Here is a 20,432-nt window from a genome sequence, read left to right on the forward strand (position 1 = left end):
GAGCTTCACGCCCCCCGAGATGACCCGTCCACGCCGGGCGGTGGTGTTTTCCAGCACGTACTTCGTTCCGCTGGTATCCCCCGGCATCAGGCCGAGGTAAAGCACGACGTGCCCCTGACCCACCGGCTGTTCGCGCTCCTGCATCAACATGTCCCCCGGCATCGCCTCCGGCACGCCCAGCCCGGCGGCCACCCAGCGGGGGGCGACGTGGACGGGGTCGCGCGGGTTGTCAGGGATATTCCCGTGCGCGTAGGTCGAGATACCCAGGGCGTGGTCGGTGACCGTGCGGGCAAACGACAGACACCACCCGGGCGTGGTGACCAGTGGCCCCCGGCGGCCTGCGACGATGTCCCAGCCGTAATCAGCGACCTTGCTCATGCGTCCAAGCCTTGGTAGAGGTCCCACATCCGCTGCTGACGCTCCCGAAGTTCGGCGGCCTGCTGCTGTTCATCGAGGGTGAGTTCGGGTTTGGCCTTCGCCTCATGGGCCTCGACAGGGCGGGAGAGTTTCAGCAGGGCGTCAATCCAGTCCCTCAGCGCCTTCGGGTCAGGGTTCTCCACGGTTTCGAGGTAGAGGTCAAGATGGCGTTTGGTCGCGTACCACAGGGAACGGTATCCGGCGGCTGATATGCCCGCAAAGCTGATGCCATCGGGCGTGTCGAGGTTAGGCGGCGTGGAAAACCGCAGATTCGTGGGCGCGTCCGCCGGTGTCTCTAGCTCACCATTCTTTAACCAACGGTGGACGGTAGACCAATTCACCCCGAGTGCCTGAGCAATTTCACTCTTGTTCTTACCCTCGGCGTGCATCCTGGTCGCCCGCCGAATCAGGTTCCGCCGGAGGGTTTCGCTGGGGCGGCTCACCTCTGGCCTCCGACGCAATGCTGCGGACTAGATTGCTCATCGGCGGCCCTCCAGTTTTCCAGGTCAGTGAGTTTGATTCGATATAGGGGCCGCTCCCCGGCGGAAACGTTGAGCGCCCTCAGCTTGCCTTTGCGGACGGCTTCGCGGATGTGTTCCGAGGTAATGTTCATGTGTTCTGCGGCCTCGGTTACAGAAAGCCAAGCCTTCTCTTTTCTTGCGGTGTTAGTGTTGGTCATAAGGTTTTCGGTCCCCGTAACTGGAGGAGAGGAACAGAAAGGGGACCGTGGAATTAGGCTAGCCGACGTGATTGGACACTGGTTACTACAGGTGTACGTGGTCAGACGTTATGTGATTGCACGGCTGCGCTGGGCTGGTGGGTACGCAGGGGGTGGTGGGGCCTTCCTGATTCGCTTCTGCCTCTGCTGGGGGGATAGGGGGAAAGCCCACCTGCCGAGGGGGGCAGTGGGCGGGGCTGGGGAGGGAAAGAGGACATACAGCGCGGATGGTCTAAGTTGGGTCTCCTAGGATGCTCTGCTCAGAACGTATTATTCCGCAGGTGGTTCGCCTATTTCATAATCCTGCGCTATGCTGCGTTCGGCGGGTTCGGGATACCAGCCAGAGCAGGGCAACAGTTTGAGCGGGGAGGGGGCGTGCGACCGGGCGAAAAGCGGGCACGCCCCCTAACCTATTCGGGGAGCCTCGCGCGGCCTCTCAGGCAGCCCAGGACGGGGCGCGGGGCAGCGCAAAGGGAGGAAGCGCGGGATGGGGCATCGAGGGGCCTTCCTCGCCTTCCCGGCGGACAGCTTCTCCAACTTCGCCAGGTCGGCCTCAATTTGGGCCTGGACTACGCGCAGTACGAGGGCGAGCGAGGGAGCAGGGTGCGGTGAGGTTTCAACGGGCCTCTCACTCTCCAGGCCCAGCAGAACGGGAAGCAGGAGCTGGGTCAGCTCTGCGGCCACCTGGGGCAGCAGCAGCGCGAGGGCGGTCGGTGCCGAGTGGGGCACGGGGGCAGCAGCAGCGCGGCCCTTCCAGCCGCGCATGATGGGCCGCCTGCCCAGCTCCTGCACTTCGCGTAGGCGCTTGTTGGCCGCTGCCCGGCGCACCGACTCAGCCTTGCTGTGGGCGTGCGGGTCGGCTGGCCCGGCCATGTAGGCGGCCACAGCGGCTTTATCGCGGATGACTCGCCAGTGCCCGCACCCAGCCGGGCATACCCAGCCCTTCAGCAGCTCCCCGTGGTGGCTCACGTGTTCGTGGCGCTGCCAGCCCCCGCCACAGATAGGACAGCAGGCGGGCAGGTCCATGAGACCCAGGGCAGGATGAGCGTGGGGGGAGCGGTCCCGCCTCACACCACCCAGGTGGCCCACGTAGTAAGCGGACACCTCCAGCCCTTCCACCAGCTCATCCGCCAGGTCCGAAGTGGCCGCCCAAGTGCGCGGCGCTGTGCCGTGCAGGGGCTTGAGAGTGAGGAATGCCAGGACACCACGCGCGGCCTCCAGCTCATCGAGATATGCCTCGATGGGGGGGCGCGCGTTGGTGTTGTATGGATTCACAGCGCCGGGCAAGCGGCCAGCTCGGGCCGGGTGGTGAGCCTGCCACAGGTCCAGCTCATCGGGGGCCTCGACCACACGCGCGGAGGCTGCCCAGGTGGGCAGGGCCGCATTAGGGTGGGGGTCGAGGTCAGCCATTACGTTTCCAGCGTAAGGGCGACCTTGAAAAACGGATTGTGACCTCTCTGTTTACCGAATCAAACGAAGTGAGAAATGGTTGATTACGTTATTGACATAATACCCTGGTTTGTAGAACGATAGTAGTATCTCAACCGGGGACGAATCATCAAGGGATGCGTCAGGGCCGCACTTTTCCCAATTCGCTCTTTGCCAGTCTCAACTTTATCTTACTTTTCGTAACTCTCTGGGTAACAACTTCAAGTAGTCCTCCTCCCTCAAAGCAGACCGGAGCGCGGGTAGTGCAAACCGAGAACTCGTTCCGAGCAGGCCAGGGATGCAGCAGGTTTTTCCCTCGCTGAATCTGGTTTGGGTCAGTGGATTTGCATGTGGGACAACAACGAGGGTTACTCCGTGTAGAGAGGGGCATCGGACGATTTGGAATGCAACTACTTCAGTGGTTACAACGTACCTCGCACGAATGCCGCGTTTATGCACACTCCACGCAACACGACTAGGCGATGGTTGCCCCCCGTCCTCATTGACCAATTCAAGGTGCGGTGTGAAGCTAGGGGCATGGCAAGCATGATGGCGGGGCAGAGGCAGCGCGGGCATCGTGGTGAAGGGTCTCTGCGAATGAAAGTAGACCTGGGTAAGGGGAAGGGGGCCTGGGAGCTTCGGTTCACCGCCCGTCCCCCTGGGCAGCCCTCCAAGGTGGTGAGCCGGATGTTTACGGGAACCGAAGCACAGGCCCGGACTAGGCTCAGGGAACTGATTGCAGAGTTCAACCGGGTGGGCGTCACTGACGCCACGAGCAACTTCACAGAGTTCGTGAGGGCCTGGGAAGGGCAGCTCGCTGTCAGCGAGGGCGCCCGGCGGAGGTACAGCGGGGTCGTCAGACGGAATGTCATTCCTCGCTGGGAAGGCGTCAAACTTCGTAACGTGACCCTCCAGGCCGTGCGTGGGTGGTATGCGGACCTGGGCGAGACGTACAGCCGGGCCACAATTCGGCAGATTCACACCGCCATGAGGGGCGCCCTGAACCTCGCTGTACAGGACGGGCTAATTCCATACAACCCACTCCTGAACATGACAATCAACGCTACAAAGGCCGACAGGTCACGTAAGCCGCGCGAAGTGAAGGCGTTCTCCGAGGAACAGGCCAGCGCCTTCCTCAAAGCCTCTCTTGCTGACCGGGGTGGTGGTCCGCTGGCGTTCGCTCTCCTGACCGGCGCGCGCATCGGGGAGGTTCTGGCGCTGCGATGGGACAGCGTGGACCTCGACAAGGGGCTTGTCTCCATCAAAGCTACGCGCTCCGCCGGGGACTCGGGCGGGGTGTACGAGTCGGCACCGAAGAGCCGTTCGGGCGTACGAACCTTGCGGGTCTCGGGGGCTGCCCTTGACCTACTGCGCTCCCAGGCTCAGCGCGCCGAGGAGGAACACGCGGCCCGGTTGCCGGGATGGGTGGGCAAGCCGCAGTATGTCTTTTTCACCCTGAGAGGCACCCCGTACCGTCCTGACGCCGTCAAGAGGTACAGGGACCGAATCTGTGACGCGGCAAGCGTCCCGAGGCTGAACGTCCACGGGTTGCGTCACTCGGCGGCCAGCATCCTCTTGTCGCAGGGGCGAGACCTGGCCGCCGTGAGCAAGCACCTGGGTCACTCTCGAATCAGTGTCACGCTCGATACGTACCGACACGTTCTGCCTCACGAGCTGGAAGACCTGACCCTGAAATTGGATTAGGGGAACTTGTCGGGATTTGGGATGATGGGATGGACTTTTCCACGTACTGGCGCGAAAATTAGACCGGCCGCCCCGCCATCATGAAACTGGCCGTCATCCCGCCGTCGACCGGGAGAATCGCGCCGGTCAGGAAGCTGGCCTCGGGGCTGCCCAGGAAATACACCGCCTGCGCGACCTCACGCGGTTCCCCGAGGCGGCGCAGGGCGTGGAGGTCCTCGTAGTCGCGCCGGGTCTGCTGCGGGTCCTGGCTCTCGCGGATGGCCTGCAACACGGCCTCGGTGGCGATGGCCCCGGGGGCGACGGCATTCACGCGGATGCCGCGCGGCGCGAGGTCGAGGGCCGCCGCGCGGGTGAGGTTCACCAGCCCGCCCTTGCTGGCGTTATAGGCGGCGTTGCCCTGCTCGGCAAAAAGGCCCTGTACGCTGGCGACGTTCACGACCGCGCTGCCGGGCGGCATCAGCTCGACCAGGGCGCGCGTGAGCAGCAGCGGCGCGGTGAGGTTCACGGCCAGGGTGCGGCTCCAGCCACGTTCGCTGACCTCCAGGACGCTGCCGTGCGCCTCCTGATAGGCGGCATTGTTGACCAGGATACCCACGGTACCGAGGTCACGGGCCACCCGCAAAATGCGCTCGCGGCCCGCCGCCGTCCCCACGTCGGCTTTCACCCGTGCCTGGCCGCGCAGGGCGGGAGGCAGGTTGAGGTCCACCCCGAGCACCGTGTGGCCGCGCCCGGCGTACAGTTCCGCGATGGCGCGTCCGATCCCCCGCGCCGCACCCGTGACGACCACCGTTCCGTGCTGCCCCGGGGTGGCGGGAGGGTCCGGCGGGAGCCTGCTGACCTTGCCCTTGCGCGTCATGTCCGCAGTGTGCGTCCCGGCATGGCGGTGAAGCGAGCGGGTGAAGACCGGCTCAAGGTCGCCCGGCCAGCCTGGCGGACCGGGGCCAGTAGCCTGACTGGATGACCCCCAGCCTGGAAGCCGCCCTGAACCCCGACCGCCTGCGCGGCGTGCTGCTGGACGTGGACGGCACGCTGATCGACTCCAACGACGCCCACGCCCGCGCCTGGGTGGAGGCCCTGCGCGACGAGGGCTTCGAGAAGACCGTCGGGGAGGTGCGCCCCCTGATCGGGATGGGCGGCGACCAGATGATTCCCCGGCTGACCGGCAAAGGCAGCGAGAGCGAGGTGGGCCAGCGGCTCACGGACGGCTGGCTGAAGCACTTCAAGCCGCTGATTCCGGAGCTGCACGCCACGCGCGGCGCACGGGCGCTGGTGGAAGGCCTGCGGGCGCGCGGGCTGCGGGTGGTCCTGGCGACCAGCGGCGAGGCGGAGGTCGTGGACGCCCTGCTGAAACAGGCGGGCCTGGCCGACCTGAACCTCGACCGCGTGAGCAGCAGCGAGGTGGAGAGCAGCAAGCCCGCCCCCGATCTGATCCAGGTCGGGCTGAAGAAGCTCGGGGTGCCCGCCGAGGCGGCCCTGATGGTGGGCGACACCCCTTATGACGCCGAGGCCGCCGCTAAGGCCGACGTTCCCTGCATCCTGCTGCGCTGCGGCGGCGACACGGACCTGGAGAAACACGCGCCCGTGCTCGACGACCCGCAGGCATTGCTGGAAGCGCTGGAAAAGGCGACCGTCTAACCGTTCTCCCGCAGTTCACGCAGCAGCCAGAAGCCGAGCGCGTCGAGCAGGACCACCAGCGCCAGCGAGCCGAGGCCCGGCAGCCAATCGCCGTGGCCGAACTGGAGCAGGATCGAGGCTAGGCCCCCGAGATTCAGCAGGACCAGCAGTGTGACCAGCAGGCCGGGCAGCATTCAGGCCTCCTCTGCTGGTGGCGCGGCCTCGTGCAGCAGCGCCAGGAGTTCGGCGTGGAGGTGGCCGTTGGTGGCGATGAGCATCGCGCCGTAGGGGCCAGGCTGGCCCTGGGCATCGGTGACGGTGCCGCCCGCCTCCTGCACGATCAGGCTGCCCGCCGCGCTGTCCCAGGGCTTCAGGCCGATTTCCCAGTAGGCGTCCATTCGCCCGCAGGCCACGTTGCACAGGTCGAGCGCGGCGGCACCGGGACGGCGGACCGGCACGCCCAGCCGCAACAACCGCTCCACCAGCCGCAGATTGCGCCCGCCGCTGGCGTCGTAGGGAAAGCCGGTGGACACCAGGGCGGGCGTGGTCAGGGTCGGCGTGGCACTCACGCGGAGGGACTGCCCGTTCAGGAAGGCTCCGCCGCCGCGTGTGGCCGTGAACAGTTCCTGACGGTTGGGGTCGAAGACTGCCCCGACTACGCGCTCTCCCCCCACCTCCAGCGCGACCGAGGCGCAGAAGACCGGAAAGCCGTGGGCGTAGTTCACGGTACCGTCGAGCGGGTCCACGATCCAGCGAAACCAGGCGTCGGCGGCCCCACCCAGCCCCTCCTCCTCGCCCAGCACGGCGTGTTCCGGAAAGGTGTCGGCAATCACGCGGCGGATGGCGGCCTCGGCCAGCGCGTCCACCTCGGTCACGAGGTCGCTGAAGGTGGATTTGCTCCGCACCTGATGGGCCTTTCCCAGGTGGGCGAGGTGAATCGCTCCCGCCGTGCGGGCAGCCTCCACCGCCACCGTGAGCGCCTGCTGAAGGTCGGTCATGCGCGGAGTGTAGTGGAGTCGCGGCCCGGGAGGCACAATAGGTCCATGTTCCGGTCCGCCCTCGCCCCGCTGCTGCTGGCCCTGTCCCTCTGCTCGTGTGTTCCGGGCGGCGTCCGTCAGGTGCAGTTCCGGGAGGGGCCCCCCGGCAGCGAGCCGGCGGCGGCGAGACTGCTGACCGAACAACTCGTGCCGGCGGGCCGCCTCGTCAGCGTGCAGGAGGCGGTGGAACGCGCCCCGGTCGGCAGCCTGATCGTGGCGTGCGGGGCACGCTGGCAACTCACGCGGCCCTGGGGCCTGTGCACCCACGTCTCGCGCAAGCTCGCGCCGGACCTGCTGACCGAGGCCCCTGGCCCCACGGGGGGCGGCCTGCTGCGGGGCGGCGTCCAGACCATTCCCCTCGCCCGGCTGGAATCCCGCGACGTGGTCATCGTGCTGGACGTGGGCGTGCGCGAGGAGCAGCTTCCCACCCTGCGCGCGGAGGCCGAGCGGCTCCGGGGCACACCGTACCGGGTCGCTGGCCTGCTGGACGTGGACGGCGGGCTGGACTGTTCCACCTATCAGAACGCCCTGCAACGTGCGCTGGGCCTGCCGGACGTGGTGCCCTTCAATGGATTGTGGAATCTGTACCTGCCACAGGACGCCCTGAAAATGCCCGGCGCGCGGGTGCTGTGGGTGGGCGTCAGGGGCAGGGGTTAGAGAGCCTCTCGCCTCGCCCGCGCCTCCGCTGCTGCCCACTCGTCGCCTGCTTCCTCAAACAATGTCGCGGCCTGTTCGTATTCTGCCCGCGCGCCGTCCGGGTCGCCCGTCTGCGCGGCCATATCGCCCAGCGCCCGGTGAACGCAGCCCAGCGTCAGCGGGTCGTCGGCCTGCTGGGCGTCGGCCAGGGCAGCGGCCAGTGTGGCGCGGGCTTCCGCGACCTGACCCAGCGCGAGCCGGTTCACGCCCAGCTCGTAGCCGTTTACGGCTCGTTTGAAGGCGCGGTCGACCTCCGGGAGCCGCTCGATCAGCGCGCGTTCCTCGTCAAAGAGGCGTAGGGCAGCGGCGGGGTCCCCAGCCAGGCGCTCGACCATGCCGAGCTGGTGCAGCGGGACGTGTTCCCAGGGCTGGCCCGCGTGGGTATTGCGGAGCCTCCCGTAGACCTCCCGCGCCCCGCCAAACTGCCCCTCGTGCGCCAGGGCGTACCCCAGCGCCATCTGGCCGGGGTCCGAGGCGAGAAGGGCGGGGTCGGCCTCCAGCAGCGCCCGCGCCTCCGCGAACCGGGCCTCGTCGATGGCCTGCCATACGTCTCCGAGCATGGGAAACAGGATAAGCTGCCCGCCGTGATTGACCGTTACCTGACCCCCGAGATGAAGGTGCTGTGGAGCGAGGCCAGCAAGTACCGCGCCTGGCTGCGGGTGGAACTCGCCGCGATGGAGGCGCAGGCCCGGCATGGCGAGGTGCCCCGGGAGGCCTTCGACGTGTTGACCGAGCGGGCGAAGGCCGACCCGCTCGACGACGCCTTCGCGCAGAAGGTGGCCGAGATTGAAGCCGTCACCCGTCACGACATCGTGGCCTTTACCCGCGCCCTCACCGAGCGGTACGGCGAGGAGGCCCGCTTTATTCACCACGGGCTGACGAGTACGGATGTGGTGGACACCGCCCAGAACCTGCTGCTGGACGAGGCGCTGGGCCTCATCGAGGCGGACGTGCGGGCGCTGCGCGAGGTGTGCCGCACGCAGGCCGCCGCGCACAAGCACACGCCCACGGTGGGCCGCACCCACGGCATCCACGCCGAGCCGATGACCTTCGGCCTGAAGTTCCTGAACTGGATGGCGACGCTGGACCGCGACCTGGAAAGGCTCTCTGCCGCCCGCGCCCGTATCCGGGTGGTGATGCTGTCGGGGTCGGTCGGCACCTACGCGCACGTCTCGCCCCGCATCGAGGAGGAGGTGGCCGCCGCCTGGGGCTGGCAGGCCGCGCCCGTCACCAACCAGACGCTGGCCCGCGACCGTCACGCTGAGGTGCTGTCTGCGCTGGCGATTCTGGGCACCACGCTGGAAAAAATCGCGGTCGAGATTCGCCACCTCCAACGCAGCGAGGTGCGCGAGGCGATGGAGCCGTTCGGCAAGGGGCAGACCGGCAGCAGTTCGATGCCGCACAAGAAGAACCCCATCCTGACCGAGAACGTGACGGGCTTCGCGCGGCTGCTGCGCGGCTTTCTGGTAACAGGGCTGGAAAACGTGGCCCTGTGGCACGAGCGCGATATCAGCCACTCCAGCGCCGAGCGCGTGATTCTGCCCGACGCGACCGCCGCCGCGAGCTATGCCACCCGCCGCCTGACGGGTGTGCTGCGTGACCTGGTGGTGTTCCCCGAGCGGATGCTGCGCAACCTCAACGACCTGGGCGGCCTGGTCTTCAGCCAGCGCGTGCTGCACGCCCTGATCGACGAGAAGGGCCTGAGCCGCGAGGCCGCCTACGACCTGGTGCAGCGCAATGCCCTGCGAAGCTGGGAGACCGGCGAGGGCCTGCGCGACCTGCTGAAAGCCGACGCGGACAACCCGCTGAGCGACGCGGAACTGGACGCCGCCTTCGACCTCCAGTGGTACCTGCGGCACGTGGACGACATCTACGCCCGCTTCGGGCTGTAATACTGATTCCGATTGAAGGGTGTTGAAAACACCCGGAAATCCGACCAGACTCGTAGAGCTGCGCAGCAGAGGGAGAAGGAACAAGGGCGGATTTCGGGAGATGGATGAACAGGCGGTGCTCTCCCGACTGTTCAGGAATTGGACGGAATCCGTATAAGCAGGCCGGTCCCCTGCATGAGACGGAGCCGCCCACCTCTCAGACGGCTTCAGCTTCGTCACGCTACAGTTCAGACCACATCCTCAACCCCGCCTCAAGGAGTTCCCATGAAGAAGTTCCTGATTGCCGCCGCCCTGCTGACTCTGGGCAGCGCCAGCGCCCAGAAGACACAGATGGAGTTCTGGACGATTGCCCTCGCACCCCTGTTCAACGACGAGATGAACCGACTGGTGGCGCAGTTCGAGAAGGAAAACCCGAACGTGGACCTGAAGTGGGTGGACGTACCCGCCTCCGCCATCGAGCAGAAGCTGCTGGCTGCCATCGCCTCGGGCCGCCCGCCTGCCGCCGTCAACCTCGCCTCCGACATGGTCGTGAAGATGGTAGACCAGGGCGCGCTGGAACCCCTGACGCTGACCGACGCGCAGAAGAAGGTATATTTTGCCTCGCCGCTTAACACCTTCACCTTCGACGGCAAGGTGATGGGCCTGCCGTGGTACTGGGCACCCAAGGTCGTGGCCTACAACACCGAGATCTTCCGCAAGGCGGGCCTGGACCCCAACAACCCGCCGCGCACCCTCCAGACCATGATCGCGGCTGCCCGGCAGATCAAGGACAAGACCGGGCTGTACGGCTTCATGCCCAACATCAACAACCTGAACATGCTGGTGCTGTTTCAGGAAGCGGGCCTGCCCATCTTCGACAAGAAGGGCGGCAAGGCGGTGTTCAACAGCCCCGAACACGTCAAGCTGCTCCAGGGCTACGTGGACCTCTACAAGAAGGGCTACATCCCCGAAGACACCATGCGCCGGGGCTTTACCGCCGCGACCGAGCTGTACTCGGCGGGCAAGCTGGGCATGCTGATCACCGGGCCGCAGTTCATCCTGCGCGTGGCGAACGACAACAAGGCCATCTACGACGTGACGAAGGTCGCGCCGTACCCCATCAACCTCGCGGGGAACGTGATTCACACGCCGCTGATGGGCTTCACGGTGCCCAAAGGCGTCAAGGACAAGGCGCTGGCGCAGAAGCTCGCGCTGTTCCTGACGAACGACGTGAACCAGCTTCAGTTCTCGCGCGTCACCAAGACCACCTTCCCCAGCACGGTCAAGGCCAGCACCGACAAGTTCTTCAAGCAGGGCGGCGCGGGCGCCATCGACCAGGGCAAGCTGGTCAGCTCGACCGAGCTGAAAAAGGCCCGCGACCTCACGCTGGTCTACCCCGACGCGTCCAAGCTGAACAAGGTCTTCAAGGACAACATCGAGTCGGCGATGGCCGGGCAAAAAAGCGCCAAGCAGGCGCTGGACGACATCGTGAAGGCGTGGAACGCGAGCCTGTAAGCGAGTCGTGAGGAGCGGCACGCGGCCGGGGATGGACCGGCCCCGCGTGCCGCCTCGTCTTTTCTCCCTCTCCCCTTATGGGAGCGGGCCGGGGAGGGGGTGGCAGGTGCAGCCTGCCCGCCTTCCCCTGGAGGTCAACCCCATGCGCCTGACTGCTTCTCTTTGTCTATCCGCCCTCCTCCTCTCCCCCGCCCTCGCCGCGCCCCTCGCCGTTACCCCCGTCCCCGACGCCCACCTGAGCGCTCCCCGCGCCGACCTCGTGCCGCAGCCGCAGCGGGCGGAGTTTCCTGCCGGAACGCTGCCGCTGGCGGGCCTGGGCGTGAAGGTGGTCGGCAACGCTCCCGAGCTGGGCTGGGCCGCCCGTGACCTGCGCGAGACTTGGCAGACGCGGCTGGGGGCCAGCCTCCCCGACGGCGGCCGGACGCCCATCACCATCGGCACGCGGGCGGATGCGGCGCTGGCGGCAAAAGCGCGGGCGGCGGGCCTGTATACCGAAACGCCCGAGGGCTACGCGCTGTGGGTGGACGAGACGGGCGCGTATGTGTTGGGGGCCGACGCCCTGGGCGCGTACCACGGCGCACAGACGCTGCGGCAACTGCTCACGCCCCAGGGCCTGCGCTTTGCCCGTATTCAGGACGCGCCCAAGTTGGGGCAGCGGGTGGCGATGCTGTATCTGGACGGGAACAGCGGGGCCATCAACGACCGCCTGATTCCGCTGCTGGCCCAGCTCAAGTACAACGCGGTCCTGATCATGAGCGACTACGTGCAATGGGACGTGGCGAAGGCCGGCGGCTGGGCGCATCCCGGCGGCGCGACGAAGGCGGAGGCGGCACGGGTGGCGCGGCTCGCGCGGGAGCATGGGCTGGAGGTCATCCCCCTGATTGAGACGCTGGGCCACGTAGGCTGGATGTTCCAGGGCGGCAAGAACCTCGACCTGGTGCAGGACCCCGACTCGCAAAATCCCTTCGCCTACGACACGCTCAATCCGCAGACCTACGAGCGCGTCGTCTTCCCGGTGCTGCGCGAGGCTGTCGAGGTCTTCCAGCCAAAGGTCATTCATATCGGCCACGACGAGGTCCGCAACCGCGACCGCTTCCCGGCCCGCGCGAACGGCAAAGCGGCAGGCTTCGAGAACCTGTTCGTGGACGACACCGTGCGGCTGCACGACTTCCTCAAGGCGCAGAACGTGGGAACGATGATCTGGCACGACGCGGCCTTTTCCGACAGCGTGATCGGGAGCCTGCCCGCCAAATTGCCCAAGGATATTCAGGTCGCCTACTGGAACTACACGGCGGACACGAACACGGGCACGCTGGGCCGTATCAAGACGCTGGGGTTTCCGGTGCTGGGCGCGTCCTGGGCCGAGCCGGGCAACGCGGAAGGCCTGGCGAGGGCCGCCGCGCAGGCCGGGGCACTGGGCATGATCCAGACCCGCTGGTCGGGGTACTTCGGCAACCCGAGCATCTGGGACGGCATGGCCGAGCAGGGCGTGGCGCTGGTGCGGGCCGGGGCGAGCTTCTGGAATCCGGCGGGCCGGGCCGTGGCGAACGCGGATGCCCTCTACCGCGACCTGTACGCGCCGAACGCCTACGCGCAGGCGGCGGGCAGCCTCGTCAACCTCACGCCGCTGGTCACGCGCGCCCTCACCGACAACGATGAGAAGGGCTGGATCGGGAAGGGGCCGGACACCGACCTGCGGAACCTGGGTAGCGGCAACGTGCGGGTCGGGGACTACCGCTTCGACGTGCGCGGCGCGGTGATGCTGCGCGGCAACCGGGCGGCGGCCAAGGAACTGCCCGAGCGCGCCACGGTCGAGCTGGGGCGCAAGGCCGACGCCCTGGCCTTCCTGCACACGACCGGCTGGCCCGCGCCCACCAACCGCGAGGTGGTCGGGCGCTATGAAATCCGCTACGCCGACGGCACGGTGCTGAACCAGCCCCTCGAATACGGGCGGCACATCCGCGCCTGGACCGATACCCTGCCGAGCAGCATGATCGCCGCGCCCGGCTGGACGGGCAAGACGCGCGACGGGCTGGACGTGAACGTGCCCGTGCTGGAGTGGAAGAACCCCAAACCCGGCGTGGCGATTCAGAGTGTGACCCTGATCAGCGAGGGCAAGGGTGCAAACCCCACCCTGATCGGCCTGACCCTGATCGGAGGCGGCAAATAACGCGCCCGCTGCGCCTGATGGCGGACTACGGCTGCTTCCCGCTGTGGTCGCGCGGAGCGAACGTGGACCCGCTGACGCTGCTACTCCCGCCGGAGTTGACCGCGCGGCTGCTGGCCTGGGCCGACGCCCTCGACTCGACGCTGAACCCGGCGGACCCCGCCTCGCCGCTGCCCATGCGGGCCGCCTTCCTGCGGGACGCGGAAAGCGAGTGGGACAGCTTCGAGCGCGAGGGGCACACGGTCTGGCGAGCGCTGCGGGCGGCGCGGCCCGACCTGCACGTCACGTACCACAGCACGCTGCTAGAGCGCGCCGTGGACCCGGACACCGACGAACTCCTCGACCTGCTGAACGACGCGGGCGAGGTGATCGGCGTGGTGTGGCGCTCGGAGTCGGACGGGCTGCCGCACGTGCGCGGAGTGAATGCCTTCCTGCGCAACGCGGCGGGCGAGCTGTTCATTCCGCGCCGGGCCGCCCACAAGGCCCGCTGGCCGGGAGCGCTGGACTTCAGCGTGGGCGGGTACGTGGTGGCGGGTGAAACCTTCAACGCCGCCTTCGGGCGGGAGGCCCAGGAGGAACTGAATCTGGACGTGAGCGCGCTGGGCTGGCGCGTCACAGCGAACTTCAGTCCACTGGACACGGCCCTCAGCAGTTTCATGCGCGTCTATGAGGTGCCGTTCGAGGGCACGCCCGACCTCAACCTGCAGGATTTCAGCGGCGGCGAATGGCTCCCGCCGGGCGAGGTGCTGAGGCGGGCCGGGTCGGGCGAACCCGTCAAAGGCGATCTGATCGAGGTCATCCGGCAGGTGTACGGCAACCCGTGACGCCGCCTTCTTAACATTTGCAAACTTCCTTGCTCACTCACCTGCAATTTGTGATGTACTGGGCCGTATGACTGGGACCGAGCAACTTTCCGTCGCCATCGTGGGCGGCTCCGGCTATGCGGGGGGCGAGTTTCTGCGGCTGGCACTGGGGCATCCGCACCTGAACGTCACGCAGGTGACCAGCGAGCGCAGCGCCGGGCAGCCCGCCGCGCTGATTCATCCCAACCTGCGCGGGCGCACCAACCTCAAGTTCCGCAAGGCCGCCGAGCTGGAAGAAGCCGACATTCTGGTGCTGGCCCTGCCCCACGGGAGCGCCGCGAAGCGCCTCGCGGAGTTCGAGGGCAAGGCGCGCGTGATCGTGGACCTGTCCGCCGACTTCCGCCTGCGGGACCTGGACCTGTACCGGCAGTACTACGGCGAGGACCATCCGGCCCCCGAAAAACTGAACGAATGGGTCTACGGGAATCCCGAGCTGCACCGCGAGGAGCTGCGCGGGGCCACCCGCATCGCCTGCGCCGGCTGCTTTGCCACCAGCGTGATCCTGCCGCTGTATCCGCTGCTGAAGCTGGGCGTGCTGCTGCCCAAAGACATCATCGCCACCGGGCTGGTGGGGAGCAGCGCGGCGGGCGCGAGTCCCAGCGAGGCCAGCCATCACCCCGAGCGGGCAGGCAGCCTGCGGGTGTACAAGCCGGTCGGGCACCGCCACACCGCCGAGGCGATTCAGGAACTGCCGGGCCGCTTTCCGCTGCACCTCACCGCCATCAGCACGCTGCGCGTGCGGGGCATCCTCACCACGGTCCAGGCCTGGATTCCCGACGGCTACAGCGACCGCGACGTGTGGGCGGCCTACCGCGAGGTGTACGGCGCGGAACCCTTCATCCGCATCGTGAAGGTCGCGCGCGGCATCCACCGCTATCCCGACCCCATGCTGCTCGACGGCACCAACTACTGCGACCTGGGCTTCGAGATGGACGTGGACACGGGCCGGGTGGTCCTGATGAGCGCCATCGACAATCTGGTCAAGGGCACGGCGGGCCACGCCCTCCAGTGCCTGAACATCGCGCACGGCTGGCCGGAGACGGCGGGGCTGGAGTTTGCTGGGCTGCATCCGGCCTGAGCACCAGGGGCGCGGCGCAGGCGGAACCGGCTCAGCTCGCTGCGGGGTCCGCGATCTCGCGCGCGTAGACTTCCCGGACCGTCCGCACCATCGGGGCAGAGGTGGCCGTCCCACTCAGGTCGAGCAGGCTCATCACCTGCTGCGGGTCCAGGCCAGGATTGGCGCAGGCCCGCAGCAAGGCGTACTGCACGACGCTGCTGCCGGGCCGCAGCCCCCCGGCAGGCTCCCACAGGGCGCGCAGGCGAGGCAGCAGCGCCGTACCCAGCCGCTGCACCTCGGCCTCGTGGCGGGCCAGTTCCTTCTGGAGCAGCCCGACCGAATGCACGCCGACGTAGTGCAGCAGGCTGGCGAGGCGCTGGGGCCGCTCGGGATCCGGCCAGCCGGAGAGCAGCGGGACGTGCAGCGCCTCCGCCAGCCGGCTGTCCAGATCATGCACCGGGGACGTGCCGAGCAGGTACGTCATGCTCTGCGCGTCGATGAACACGGCCCCGGGGTCGTCCGCGATGCGTGCGGGCAGGGTGGCGGCGTAGTCGCGGGCCATCCGGTGCAGGACCATGAATTCCTCGTCGGCCATTTCCAGCAGGCCCGCCAGGCGGTAAAAGCGGCGGCGGACCTCGCGCGGCACGGCTTCCCGGTTCTTGTAGCCGAGGTCATGCTCGATCTCGGCCCAGGCGTGCTGGAGGATGCTGCGAATCTGCACCTCGTAGCGGATGCCGGGCAGCTCCGGCACCAGGTCCGGTTCGGCGCGCACCACGTAATGCACGCCCAGATAGCCGAAGCGGTCGGGGTCGTGCATGCGCGACTTGTCGATGCTGTTGTCCCAGTCCACCACGAAGTGGTCTTCGGTCAGCCGGGCGACCACGTTCACGTCACGCTCGAAGTAGGTGATGACCCGCACGCCCACCAGATCGGTCACGTCTTCCAGCGTGTGGTACCGGCCAGGCTTACGCCGCAGCTTGTCCGCCAGGCTGGAGGGGCGCTTGACCCGGCCCGTGACGTGGTGGATGTTGAGGCCCGCCCCCGCCAGCAGCCCCGTGGTATGCGCCACCACTGCGTCACGCAGCCGCTCATACTCCGGCAGCGCGTCCCGGTACGCCTGCACCAGCGCCTCACTTTCCATGTTGAAAGGCATGATAGGGGGTGACGCGGGGAGGTGCGGCGGCCCGCCGTTCAGGGAAGGTTTCGGATTGGCCCGCGCTGGTGCATCCTGTACCCATGAGCGCCGTTCCGGTCAACGAGGCCGCCCCCACCCCTGCTCCCGCCGTGACCTTTTCCGGCCCGCAGCGCGTTCCGTATCCGGGCGGCTGCGTGCTGGAACCCGGTCCCTACGCGCTGGACTACCTCCTGAAGTGGCGGACGGCCGTGACGGTCAGGGGCACCGTGCATCCGAATACGCCGGTCTTTGCGTTTCTGCGCGACCTGCTCAGTGATCCGGCGGCCTACGACCTGACGCCCGCCGACGCGCAGGCCGCCCGCGACCGCTTTCTGGAACTGGCCGGGCAGGCCCTCAGCGCCGAGGGCGGCGACCCGGCGTGGCTGGCGCGCGAGTTCAACCGCTAGCGGCCCCGGCCATGCCCGAACCGCTCGGAGGACGGCTGGAGGGGCTGCGGCCCGCGCTGCCGGGTGAGGCGCTCCACGCCCGCGTGGCCCGGACCCTGCGCGAGGCGATCCTGGAAGGCACCCTGACGGAGGGGGTCCGGCTGCCGGGACACCGGACGTTGGCCGCGCAGCTGGGGGTGTCGCGCAACACGCTGGTGGACGCGCTGGCGCAACTCGGGGCCGAAGGGTACGTGCAGGCCAGCCCGCGCAGCGGGACCCGGGTCGCCGTGCCCGGGTCGACGCGCACAGCGGCGCCCAGCAGCCCAGCCGCGCCCGACACCCCCCTGCCGCTGAGCGCCTGGGCCACGCGCGCCCTGGCGGGCCGTGTGCCCGACGCGGGCGGCGGGTACGCCGTGGATTTCCGGGTCGGGCAGCCGGTTCCCGACCTGTATCCGGCGGGGGCGTGGGCACAGGCCCTGGCCCGGCAGGCGCGGGAGGCGGGCCAGGCGCCCTCTCTCGCGGACGTGGACACCGAGCTGGGACCGCTGGAAACGCGCCGCGCCCTCGCCGCCTACCTGAACGCCGAACGGGGCGCGCGGGTCACGCCGGGGATGGTGATGCTGACGGGCGGCACCCAGGCGTCGCTGGACGCCCTGGCCCGCGTGTTTCTGGAAGAAGGGCGGGTGGCGGCCACCGAGGACCCCACCTACCCCGGCGCGCGGGCGGCGTTGGGGGCCACCGGCGCGAGCCTCTGCCCCGTGCCGGTGGACGCGGACGGCCTGAATCCGGCGGCCCTGCCGGGGCGGGCCACCCTGCTGTATCTCACGCCGGGCGCGCAGTACCCGACCACCGTGGCCCTGCCCGCCGCGCGCCAGGCGGAGGTGGTGGCGTGGGCACGCGGCGCGGGGGCCTTCATTCTGGAAGACGACTACGCCGCCGACCTGCATCACGGGGCGCGGCCCCCGGCGGCCCTCCAGGGCCTCGCCCCCGAGCGGGTGATCCTGCTGGGCACTTTCAGCAAGAGCCTCGCGCCGGTCACGCGCAGCGGCTATCTGGTCGCGCCCGAGCGGGTGATCCGCGTGCTGGCGGGCACCCGGCCCCTCACCGACCGCGCCCCGGCCACGCTGGACGCCCTGGCCCTGGCCGACGTGCTGGCCTCCGGCGCGTATGCCCGCCACCTGCGCCGCGCCCGCCAGGCGATCCGCCACCGCCACGAGGTCCTGCTCGCGGCTCTGGCCGCCAGTCTGCCGGGGTGGCGGGTCACGCCGGCCCGCGCGGGCCTGCACGTCCACGTCACCCTGCCCCCCGGCCTGTCCGAAGAGGCCGCTGTGACGCGTGCCGCACAGGCCGGGGTGGCCCTCACGCCCGCCGCACCGCTGGCCCGGCTGCCGCGCCCGCCCGCCGTGCTGCTCGCCTTCGCGCACCTGCCCCCCGAACGCCTGCGCGAAGGGGTGGGGCGGCTGGCCCGGGTTCTCCCTGCCTCCCCGCAGGCAGGTTGACCCTGTCCTACGTGAGCCGCGTTACACTACGGCGATGCGTTTCCTGATGCTTGCCCTGGTCGCCGCCGTGGCCCTGCTGTACTTCACGTTCGGTCTGCGGCTCGGGTACGTGACCCTGACGCCCACCCATATGCTGAACGCCCAGGGGCAGAACCGGTACACCTTCCAGCTGTACGAGGGCGGCAAGAGTGTGGGGGTCCAGGGCACCTGCGCCGTGACCAGTGGCCGCGCCACCCTGCGCCTGCTCGATCCGGGAGGCACGCAGGTGGCCGGGCAGAGCTGCCCGAAAGGCAAGTGGTCCCTCAAGCTCCTGGGCAGCGGCGAAACCGGGAGCTACCGCCTGATCGTGGACCTCGACCACTACACCGGCACGCTGGACCTCAAGGAAACGCGCGAGTAGGCCATCACTCCGCGCACGCCACCCACCAACACGGCAGCAGGGCCCCCCCGCCTGGAGGTGGCCCTATCTGGTTGCTGCTCTGGGTTCGCCTGCTTACGCCTGCTTGGCGGCGGCGGCCTTGTTCAGGGCCTTGGCCAGGCGGCTCTTCTTGCGGGCGGCGGTGTTCTTGTGCAGGGTACTGCCCTTGGCGGCCTTGTCGATCAGGCTCTCGGCCTTGCGGTGCAGTTCGGTCGCGTTCTCGGCGCCTTCCTGAACAGCAGCCACAGCCTTTTTGGTAAAGGTCTTGATGGTGCTCTTGCGGCTGCGGTTGATCAGGCGGCGCTTGAGGCTCTGACGGTGACGCTTCTGGGCAGACTTGTGACGAAGGGCCATAGGATTCTCTCTTTCTCCCGCGGGGTCGCGGGGCGGTTCCCGTCCCCTTCAGGCACAGCACTTTCAGGTGGGGGAACACGACGGCGCCGGGCCTCCGGCGCGCACGCTCGCCACGTTTCGCGGGAGCGCGGCCACCCACCACGGGGTGGGCAACCTGAAGAGTGTAGCGGGTGGAGGCGGCCCCGCGCAAGCGGCATACTGGGCGGGATGGACCCGGAGACGCAGACCCCGCCCGAGCAGAGCCGGGAGCAGCGGCAAAAAGCGCGCGACGACCTGCTTGCTTACGCCTTCCGCGCCCTCTCGGGCCGCGCGCTGACCGAGGCCGAATTGCGGACCCGTCTGAACCGCCGCACCGACGACGAGGCGCTGGCCGCCGAGGTGCTGGCCCGCGTGCAGGAACTGGGCTATCAGAACGACGAGGGCGTGGCCCGCGCGGAGGGCACCCGCCGGGGCGTGGGCGGCTTCCGGGTGCGCCAGACCCTCAAGCGCCGGGGCGTGCAGGCGGCGCTGATCGAGGAAACTCTGGCCGCCCGCGACCCCCAGGAGGAACACGCGGACGCGGCGGCCCTGCTGGAGCGCCGCTGGCCGAGCTTCGCCCGCAAGCGCGACCCCCGCGCGAGCGCCTACGCCTTTCTGGCCCGGCGCGGCTTTCCGGGGGCGGTGATCTGGGCGGCCATCCATGAAGTCGCCCGCGCGGAGGGCAGCGACCTGGCGGATGAGGCCGCGCTGGACGAGGTTGACAGCGGCCTGGAGTGATGGGCCGGGATGATGGGCGGGCGCGCTTGACACCCCCCAGGGGGCCGCGTAAACTACCCGACGCACTGGAAGCAGGCTTACCTGCCGCCTGGAGCCGTGGTTGGCGGGGCGTAGCGCAGCCTGGTAGCGCACGTCGTTCGGGACGACGGGGTCGGAGGTTCGAATCCTCTCGCCCCGACCACGCTGGAAGCCTCCCCTTTTTGCGGGAGGCTTTCTCTTTCTGTCTTGCCCTCCGCCCGCTGAGAGTTGTGATCCTATGCGCGTCTTCGCCATTGCCGACCTGCACCTCGCCACCGTGACGCCCAAGCCGATGACGGTGTTCGGGCCGAACTGGGCGGGGCACCCGGAAGCCATCTTCGAGCGCTGGCGCGAGGAGGTGCGCCCCGGCGACCTGGTGTTGCTGCCCGGCGACCTCTCCTGGGCGATGCGGCTGCCGGACGCGCTGACGGACCTCGCGCCCGTCGCGGCGCTGCCGGGGACGAAGGTGCTGTTGCGCGGTAACCACGACTACTGGTGGACGAGCGCCGGGAAGCTGCGTGCGGCCCTGCCGCCCGGGATGCTCGCCCTCCAGAACGACGCGGTGCGGGTGGGAAATGTGGTGGTGTGCGGTTCGCGCGGCTGGCTGACGCCGGGCCACGACCCCCTCAGCGCCGACGACGAGCGCCTGCTGAACCGCGAGGCCGAACGCCTGCGCCTGAGCGTGGGGGCCGCCGCGCGGCTCCGGCAGCCCGGCGACCACCTGATCCTGATGCTGCACT

23 protein-coding genes and 1 tRNA gene are annotated in these 20,432 nt (G+C 68.6%); 14 read left to right on the forward strand and 10 right to left on the reverse strand.

Features of this window, described 5'->3' with window-relative positions:
• The 4 genes from DEIPH_RS02045 to DEIPH_RS02055 all read right to left on the reverse strand — a co-directional run.
• Positions 1-378: hypothetical protein (locus tag DEIPH_RS02045; RefSeq protein WP_034353057.1), on the reverse strand; the 378-nt coding region annotated here is incomplete at its 3' end.
• Entirely contained in the window at positions 375-860 is a 486-nt protein-coding gene (locus tag DEIPH_RS02050; protein WP_034353060.1) for a helix-turn-helix domain-containing protein, read from the reverse strand. The genes DEIPH_RS02045 and DEIPH_RS02050, both read right to left, overlap by 4 nt.
• Positions 857-1,096: an excisionase family DNA-binding protein gene (locus DEIPH_RS20910; protein WP_081790725.1), complete on the reverse strand. Its 240-nt coding sequence runs from the start codon at positions 1,094-1,096 to the stop codon at positions 857-859. Before DEIPH_RS20910 ends, DEIPH_RS02050 begins: the two co-directional genes overlap by 4 nt.
• A 444-nt stretch (positions 1,097-1,540) precedes the next feature.
• Positions 1,541-2,545 carry a hypothetical protein gene (locus DEIPH_RS02055; protein ID WP_034353063.1) on the reverse strand — a complete coding sequence of 335 codons (1,005 nt, stop codon included), beginning with the start codon at positions 2,543-2,545 and terminating at the stop codon, positions 1,541-1,543.
• Between the two features lie 615 nt (positions 2,546-3,160).
• On the opposite strand from DEIPH_RS02055, the gene DEIPH_RS02060 reads away from it, so the two are divergent.
• Positions 3,161-4,267 (forward strand): tyrosine-type recombinase/integrase, encoded by a 1,107-nt coding sequence (locus DEIPH_RS02060; protein ID WP_161636020.1) that lies wholly within the window; start codon positions 3,161-3,163, stop codon positions 4,265-4,267.
• A 58-nt stretch (positions 4,268-4,325) separates the two neighbouring features.
• Here DEIPH_RS02060 and DEIPH_RS02065 read toward each other — a convergent pair whose 3' ends face one another.
• Positions 4,326-5,123 carry an SDR family NAD(P)-dependent oxidoreductase gene (locus DEIPH_RS02065; protein ID WP_081790727.1) on the reverse strand — a complete coding sequence of 266 codons (798 nt, stop codon included), beginning with the start codon at positions 5,121-5,123 and terminating at the stop codon, positions 4,326-4,328.
• Positions 5,124-5,224: 101 nt separating this feature from the next.
• On the opposite strand from DEIPH_RS02065, the gene DEIPH_RS02070 reads away from it, so the two are divergent.
• Positions 5,225-5,902: an HAD family hydrolase gene (locus tag DEIPH_RS02070; RefSeq protein ID WP_034353069.1), complete on the forward strand. Its 678-nt coding sequence runs from the start codon at positions 5,225-5,227 to the stop codon at positions 5,900-5,902.
• Here the strand turns inward: DEIPH_RS02070 and DEIPH_RS20375 are convergent.
• Together DEIPH_RS20375 and DEIPH_RS02075 are read right to left on the reverse strand one after the other, a co-directional pair.
• A complete protein-coding gene (locus DEIPH_RS20375) occupies positions 5,899-6,075 on the reverse strand; it encodes a hypothetical protein (protein ID WP_162833986.1) in 177 nt (58 codons plus the stop codon). The genes DEIPH_RS02070 and DEIPH_RS20375 overlap by 4 nt on opposite strands.
• Positions 6,076-6,879: an inositol monophosphatase family protein gene (locus DEIPH_RS02075; protein ID WP_034353072.1), complete on the reverse strand. Its 804-nt coding sequence runs from the start codon at positions 6,877-6,879 to the stop codon at positions 6,076-6,078.
• 45 nt (positions 6,880-6,924) lie between these two features.
• Between DEIPH_RS02075 and DEIPH_RS02080 the strand changes: the two genes are divergently transcribed.
• Positions 6,925-7,575, forward strand: coding sequence for a hypothetical protein (locus tag DEIPH_RS02080; protein ID WP_034353076.1), 651 nt, complete (start codon positions 6,925-6,927; stop codon positions 7,573-7,575).
• Here DEIPH_RS02080 and DEIPH_RS02085 read toward each other — a convergent pair.
• Complete coding sequence (locus DEIPH_RS02085) at positions 7,572-8,174, reverse strand: tetratricopeptide repeat protein (RefSeq protein ID WP_034353080.1); 603 nt, start codon at positions 8,172-8,174, stop codon at positions 7,572-7,574. The two genes, DEIPH_RS02080 and DEIPH_RS02085, sit on opposite strands and share 4 nt — an antisense overlap.
• A gap of 24 nt (positions 8,175-8,198) precedes the next feature.
• Here DEIPH_RS02085 and purB point away from each other — a divergent pair, with 24 nt between their 5' ends.
• From purB to argC, 5 genes are all read left to right on the forward strand, one after another.
• Positions 8,199-9,506 (forward strand): adenylosuccinate lyase, encoded by a 1,308-nt coding sequence (gene purB / locus DEIPH_RS02090; RefSeq protein ID WP_034353084.1) that lies wholly within the window; start codon positions 8,199-8,201, stop codon positions 9,504-9,506.
• Between the two features lie 264 nt (positions 9,507-9,770).
• Positions 9,771-11,000, forward strand: coding sequence for an ABC transporter substrate-binding protein (locus DEIPH_RS02095; RefSeq protein WP_034353087.1), 1,230 nt, complete (start codon positions 9,771-9,773; stop codon positions 10,998-11,000).
• A 142-nt stretch (positions 11,001-11,142) separates the two neighbouring features.
• Complete coding sequence (locus DEIPH_RS02100; RefSeq protein WP_034353115.1) at positions 11,143-13,170, forward strand: beta-N-acetylhexosaminidase; 2,028 nt, start codon at positions 11,143-11,145, stop codon at positions 13,168-13,170.
• Between the two features lie 17 nt (positions 13,171-13,187).
• The gene (locus DEIPH_RS02110) at positions 13,188-13,991 is read left to right on the forward strand and encodes an NUDIX hydrolase (protein ID WP_235183148.1); all 804 of its coding nucleotides are present in this window, start codon (positions 13,188-13,190) and stop codon (positions 13,989-13,991) included.
• Between the two features lie 67 nt (positions 13,992-14,058).
• Positions 14,059-15,108, forward strand: a complete 1,050-nt coding sequence (gene argC, locus DEIPH_RS02115; protein WP_081790728.1) for an N-acetyl-gamma-glutamyl-phosphate reductase — start codon at positions 14,059-14,061, stop codon at positions 15,106-15,108.
• 31 nt (positions 15,109-15,139) lie between these two features.
• On the opposite strand, the gene DEIPH_RS02120 is transcribed toward argC, so the two are convergent.
• Positions 15,140-16,228: a GTP pyrophosphokinase gene (locus DEIPH_RS02120; RefSeq protein ID WP_034353127.1), complete on the reverse strand. Its 1,089-nt coding sequence runs from the start codon at positions 16,226-16,228 to the stop codon at positions 15,140-15,142.
• 95 nt (positions 16,229-16,323) lie between these two features.
• Here DEIPH_RS02120 and DEIPH_RS02125 point away from each other — a divergent pair, with 95 nt between their 5' ends.
• Genes DEIPH_RS02125 through DEIPH_RS02135 form a run of 3 tightly spaced genes read left to right on the forward strand, consistent with a single transcriptional unit; the run spans position 16,324 to position 18,546 of the window.
• On the forward strand, positions 16,324-16,668 hold the full coding sequence (locus DEIPH_RS02125; protein WP_051517083.1) for a hypothetical protein: 345 nt from the start codon (positions 16,324-16,326) through the stop codon (positions 16,666-16,668).
• 11 nt (positions 16,669-16,679) lie between these two features.
• Positions 16,680-18,146, forward strand: a complete 1,467-nt coding sequence (gene pdxR, locus DEIPH_RS02130; RefSeq protein WP_034353102.1) for a MocR-like pyridoxine biosynthesis transcription factor PdxR — start codon at positions 16,680-16,682, stop codon at positions 18,144-18,146.
• A 34-nt stretch (positions 18,147-18,180) separates the two neighbouring features.
• Positions 18,181-18,546, forward strand: a complete 366-nt coding sequence (locus DEIPH_RS02135) for a hypothetical protein (RefSeq protein WP_034353105.1) — start codon at positions 18,181-18,183, stop codon at positions 18,544-18,546.
• Positions 18,547-18,639: 93 nt separating this feature from the next.
• On the opposite strand, the gene rpsT is transcribed toward DEIPH_RS02135, so the two are convergent.
• Positions 18,640-18,918 (reverse strand): 30S ribosomal protein S20, encoded by a 279-nt coding sequence (gene rpsT, locus DEIPH_RS02140; RefSeq protein WP_034353108.1) that lies wholly within the window; start codon positions 18,916-18,918, stop codon positions 18,640-18,642.
• A 207-nt stretch (positions 18,919-19,125) separates the two neighbouring features.
• Between rpsT and recX the strand changes: the two genes are divergently transcribed.
• The 3 genes from recX to DEIPH_RS02155 all read left to right on the forward strand — a co-directional run.
• Entirely contained in the window at positions 19,126-19,674 is a 549-nt protein-coding gene (gene recX, locus DEIPH_RS02145) for a regulatory protein RecX (RefSeq protein ID WP_081790729.1), read from the forward strand.
• A gap of 104 nt (positions 19,675-19,778) precedes the next feature.
• A tRNA-Pro gene (locus DEIPH_RS02150) sits at positions 19,779-19,855 on the forward strand.
• A 75-nt stretch (positions 19,856-19,930) separates the two neighbouring features.
• Positions 19,931-20,432: metallophosphoesterase (locus DEIPH_RS02155; protein WP_034353110.1), on the forward strand; the 502-nt coding region annotated here is incomplete at its 3' end.

This window comes from Deinococcus phoenicis (assembly GCF_000599865.1).
GTDB classification, from domain to species: domain Bacteria; phylum Deinococcota; class Deinococci; order Deinococcales; family Deinococcaceae; genus Deinococcus; species Deinococcus phoenicis.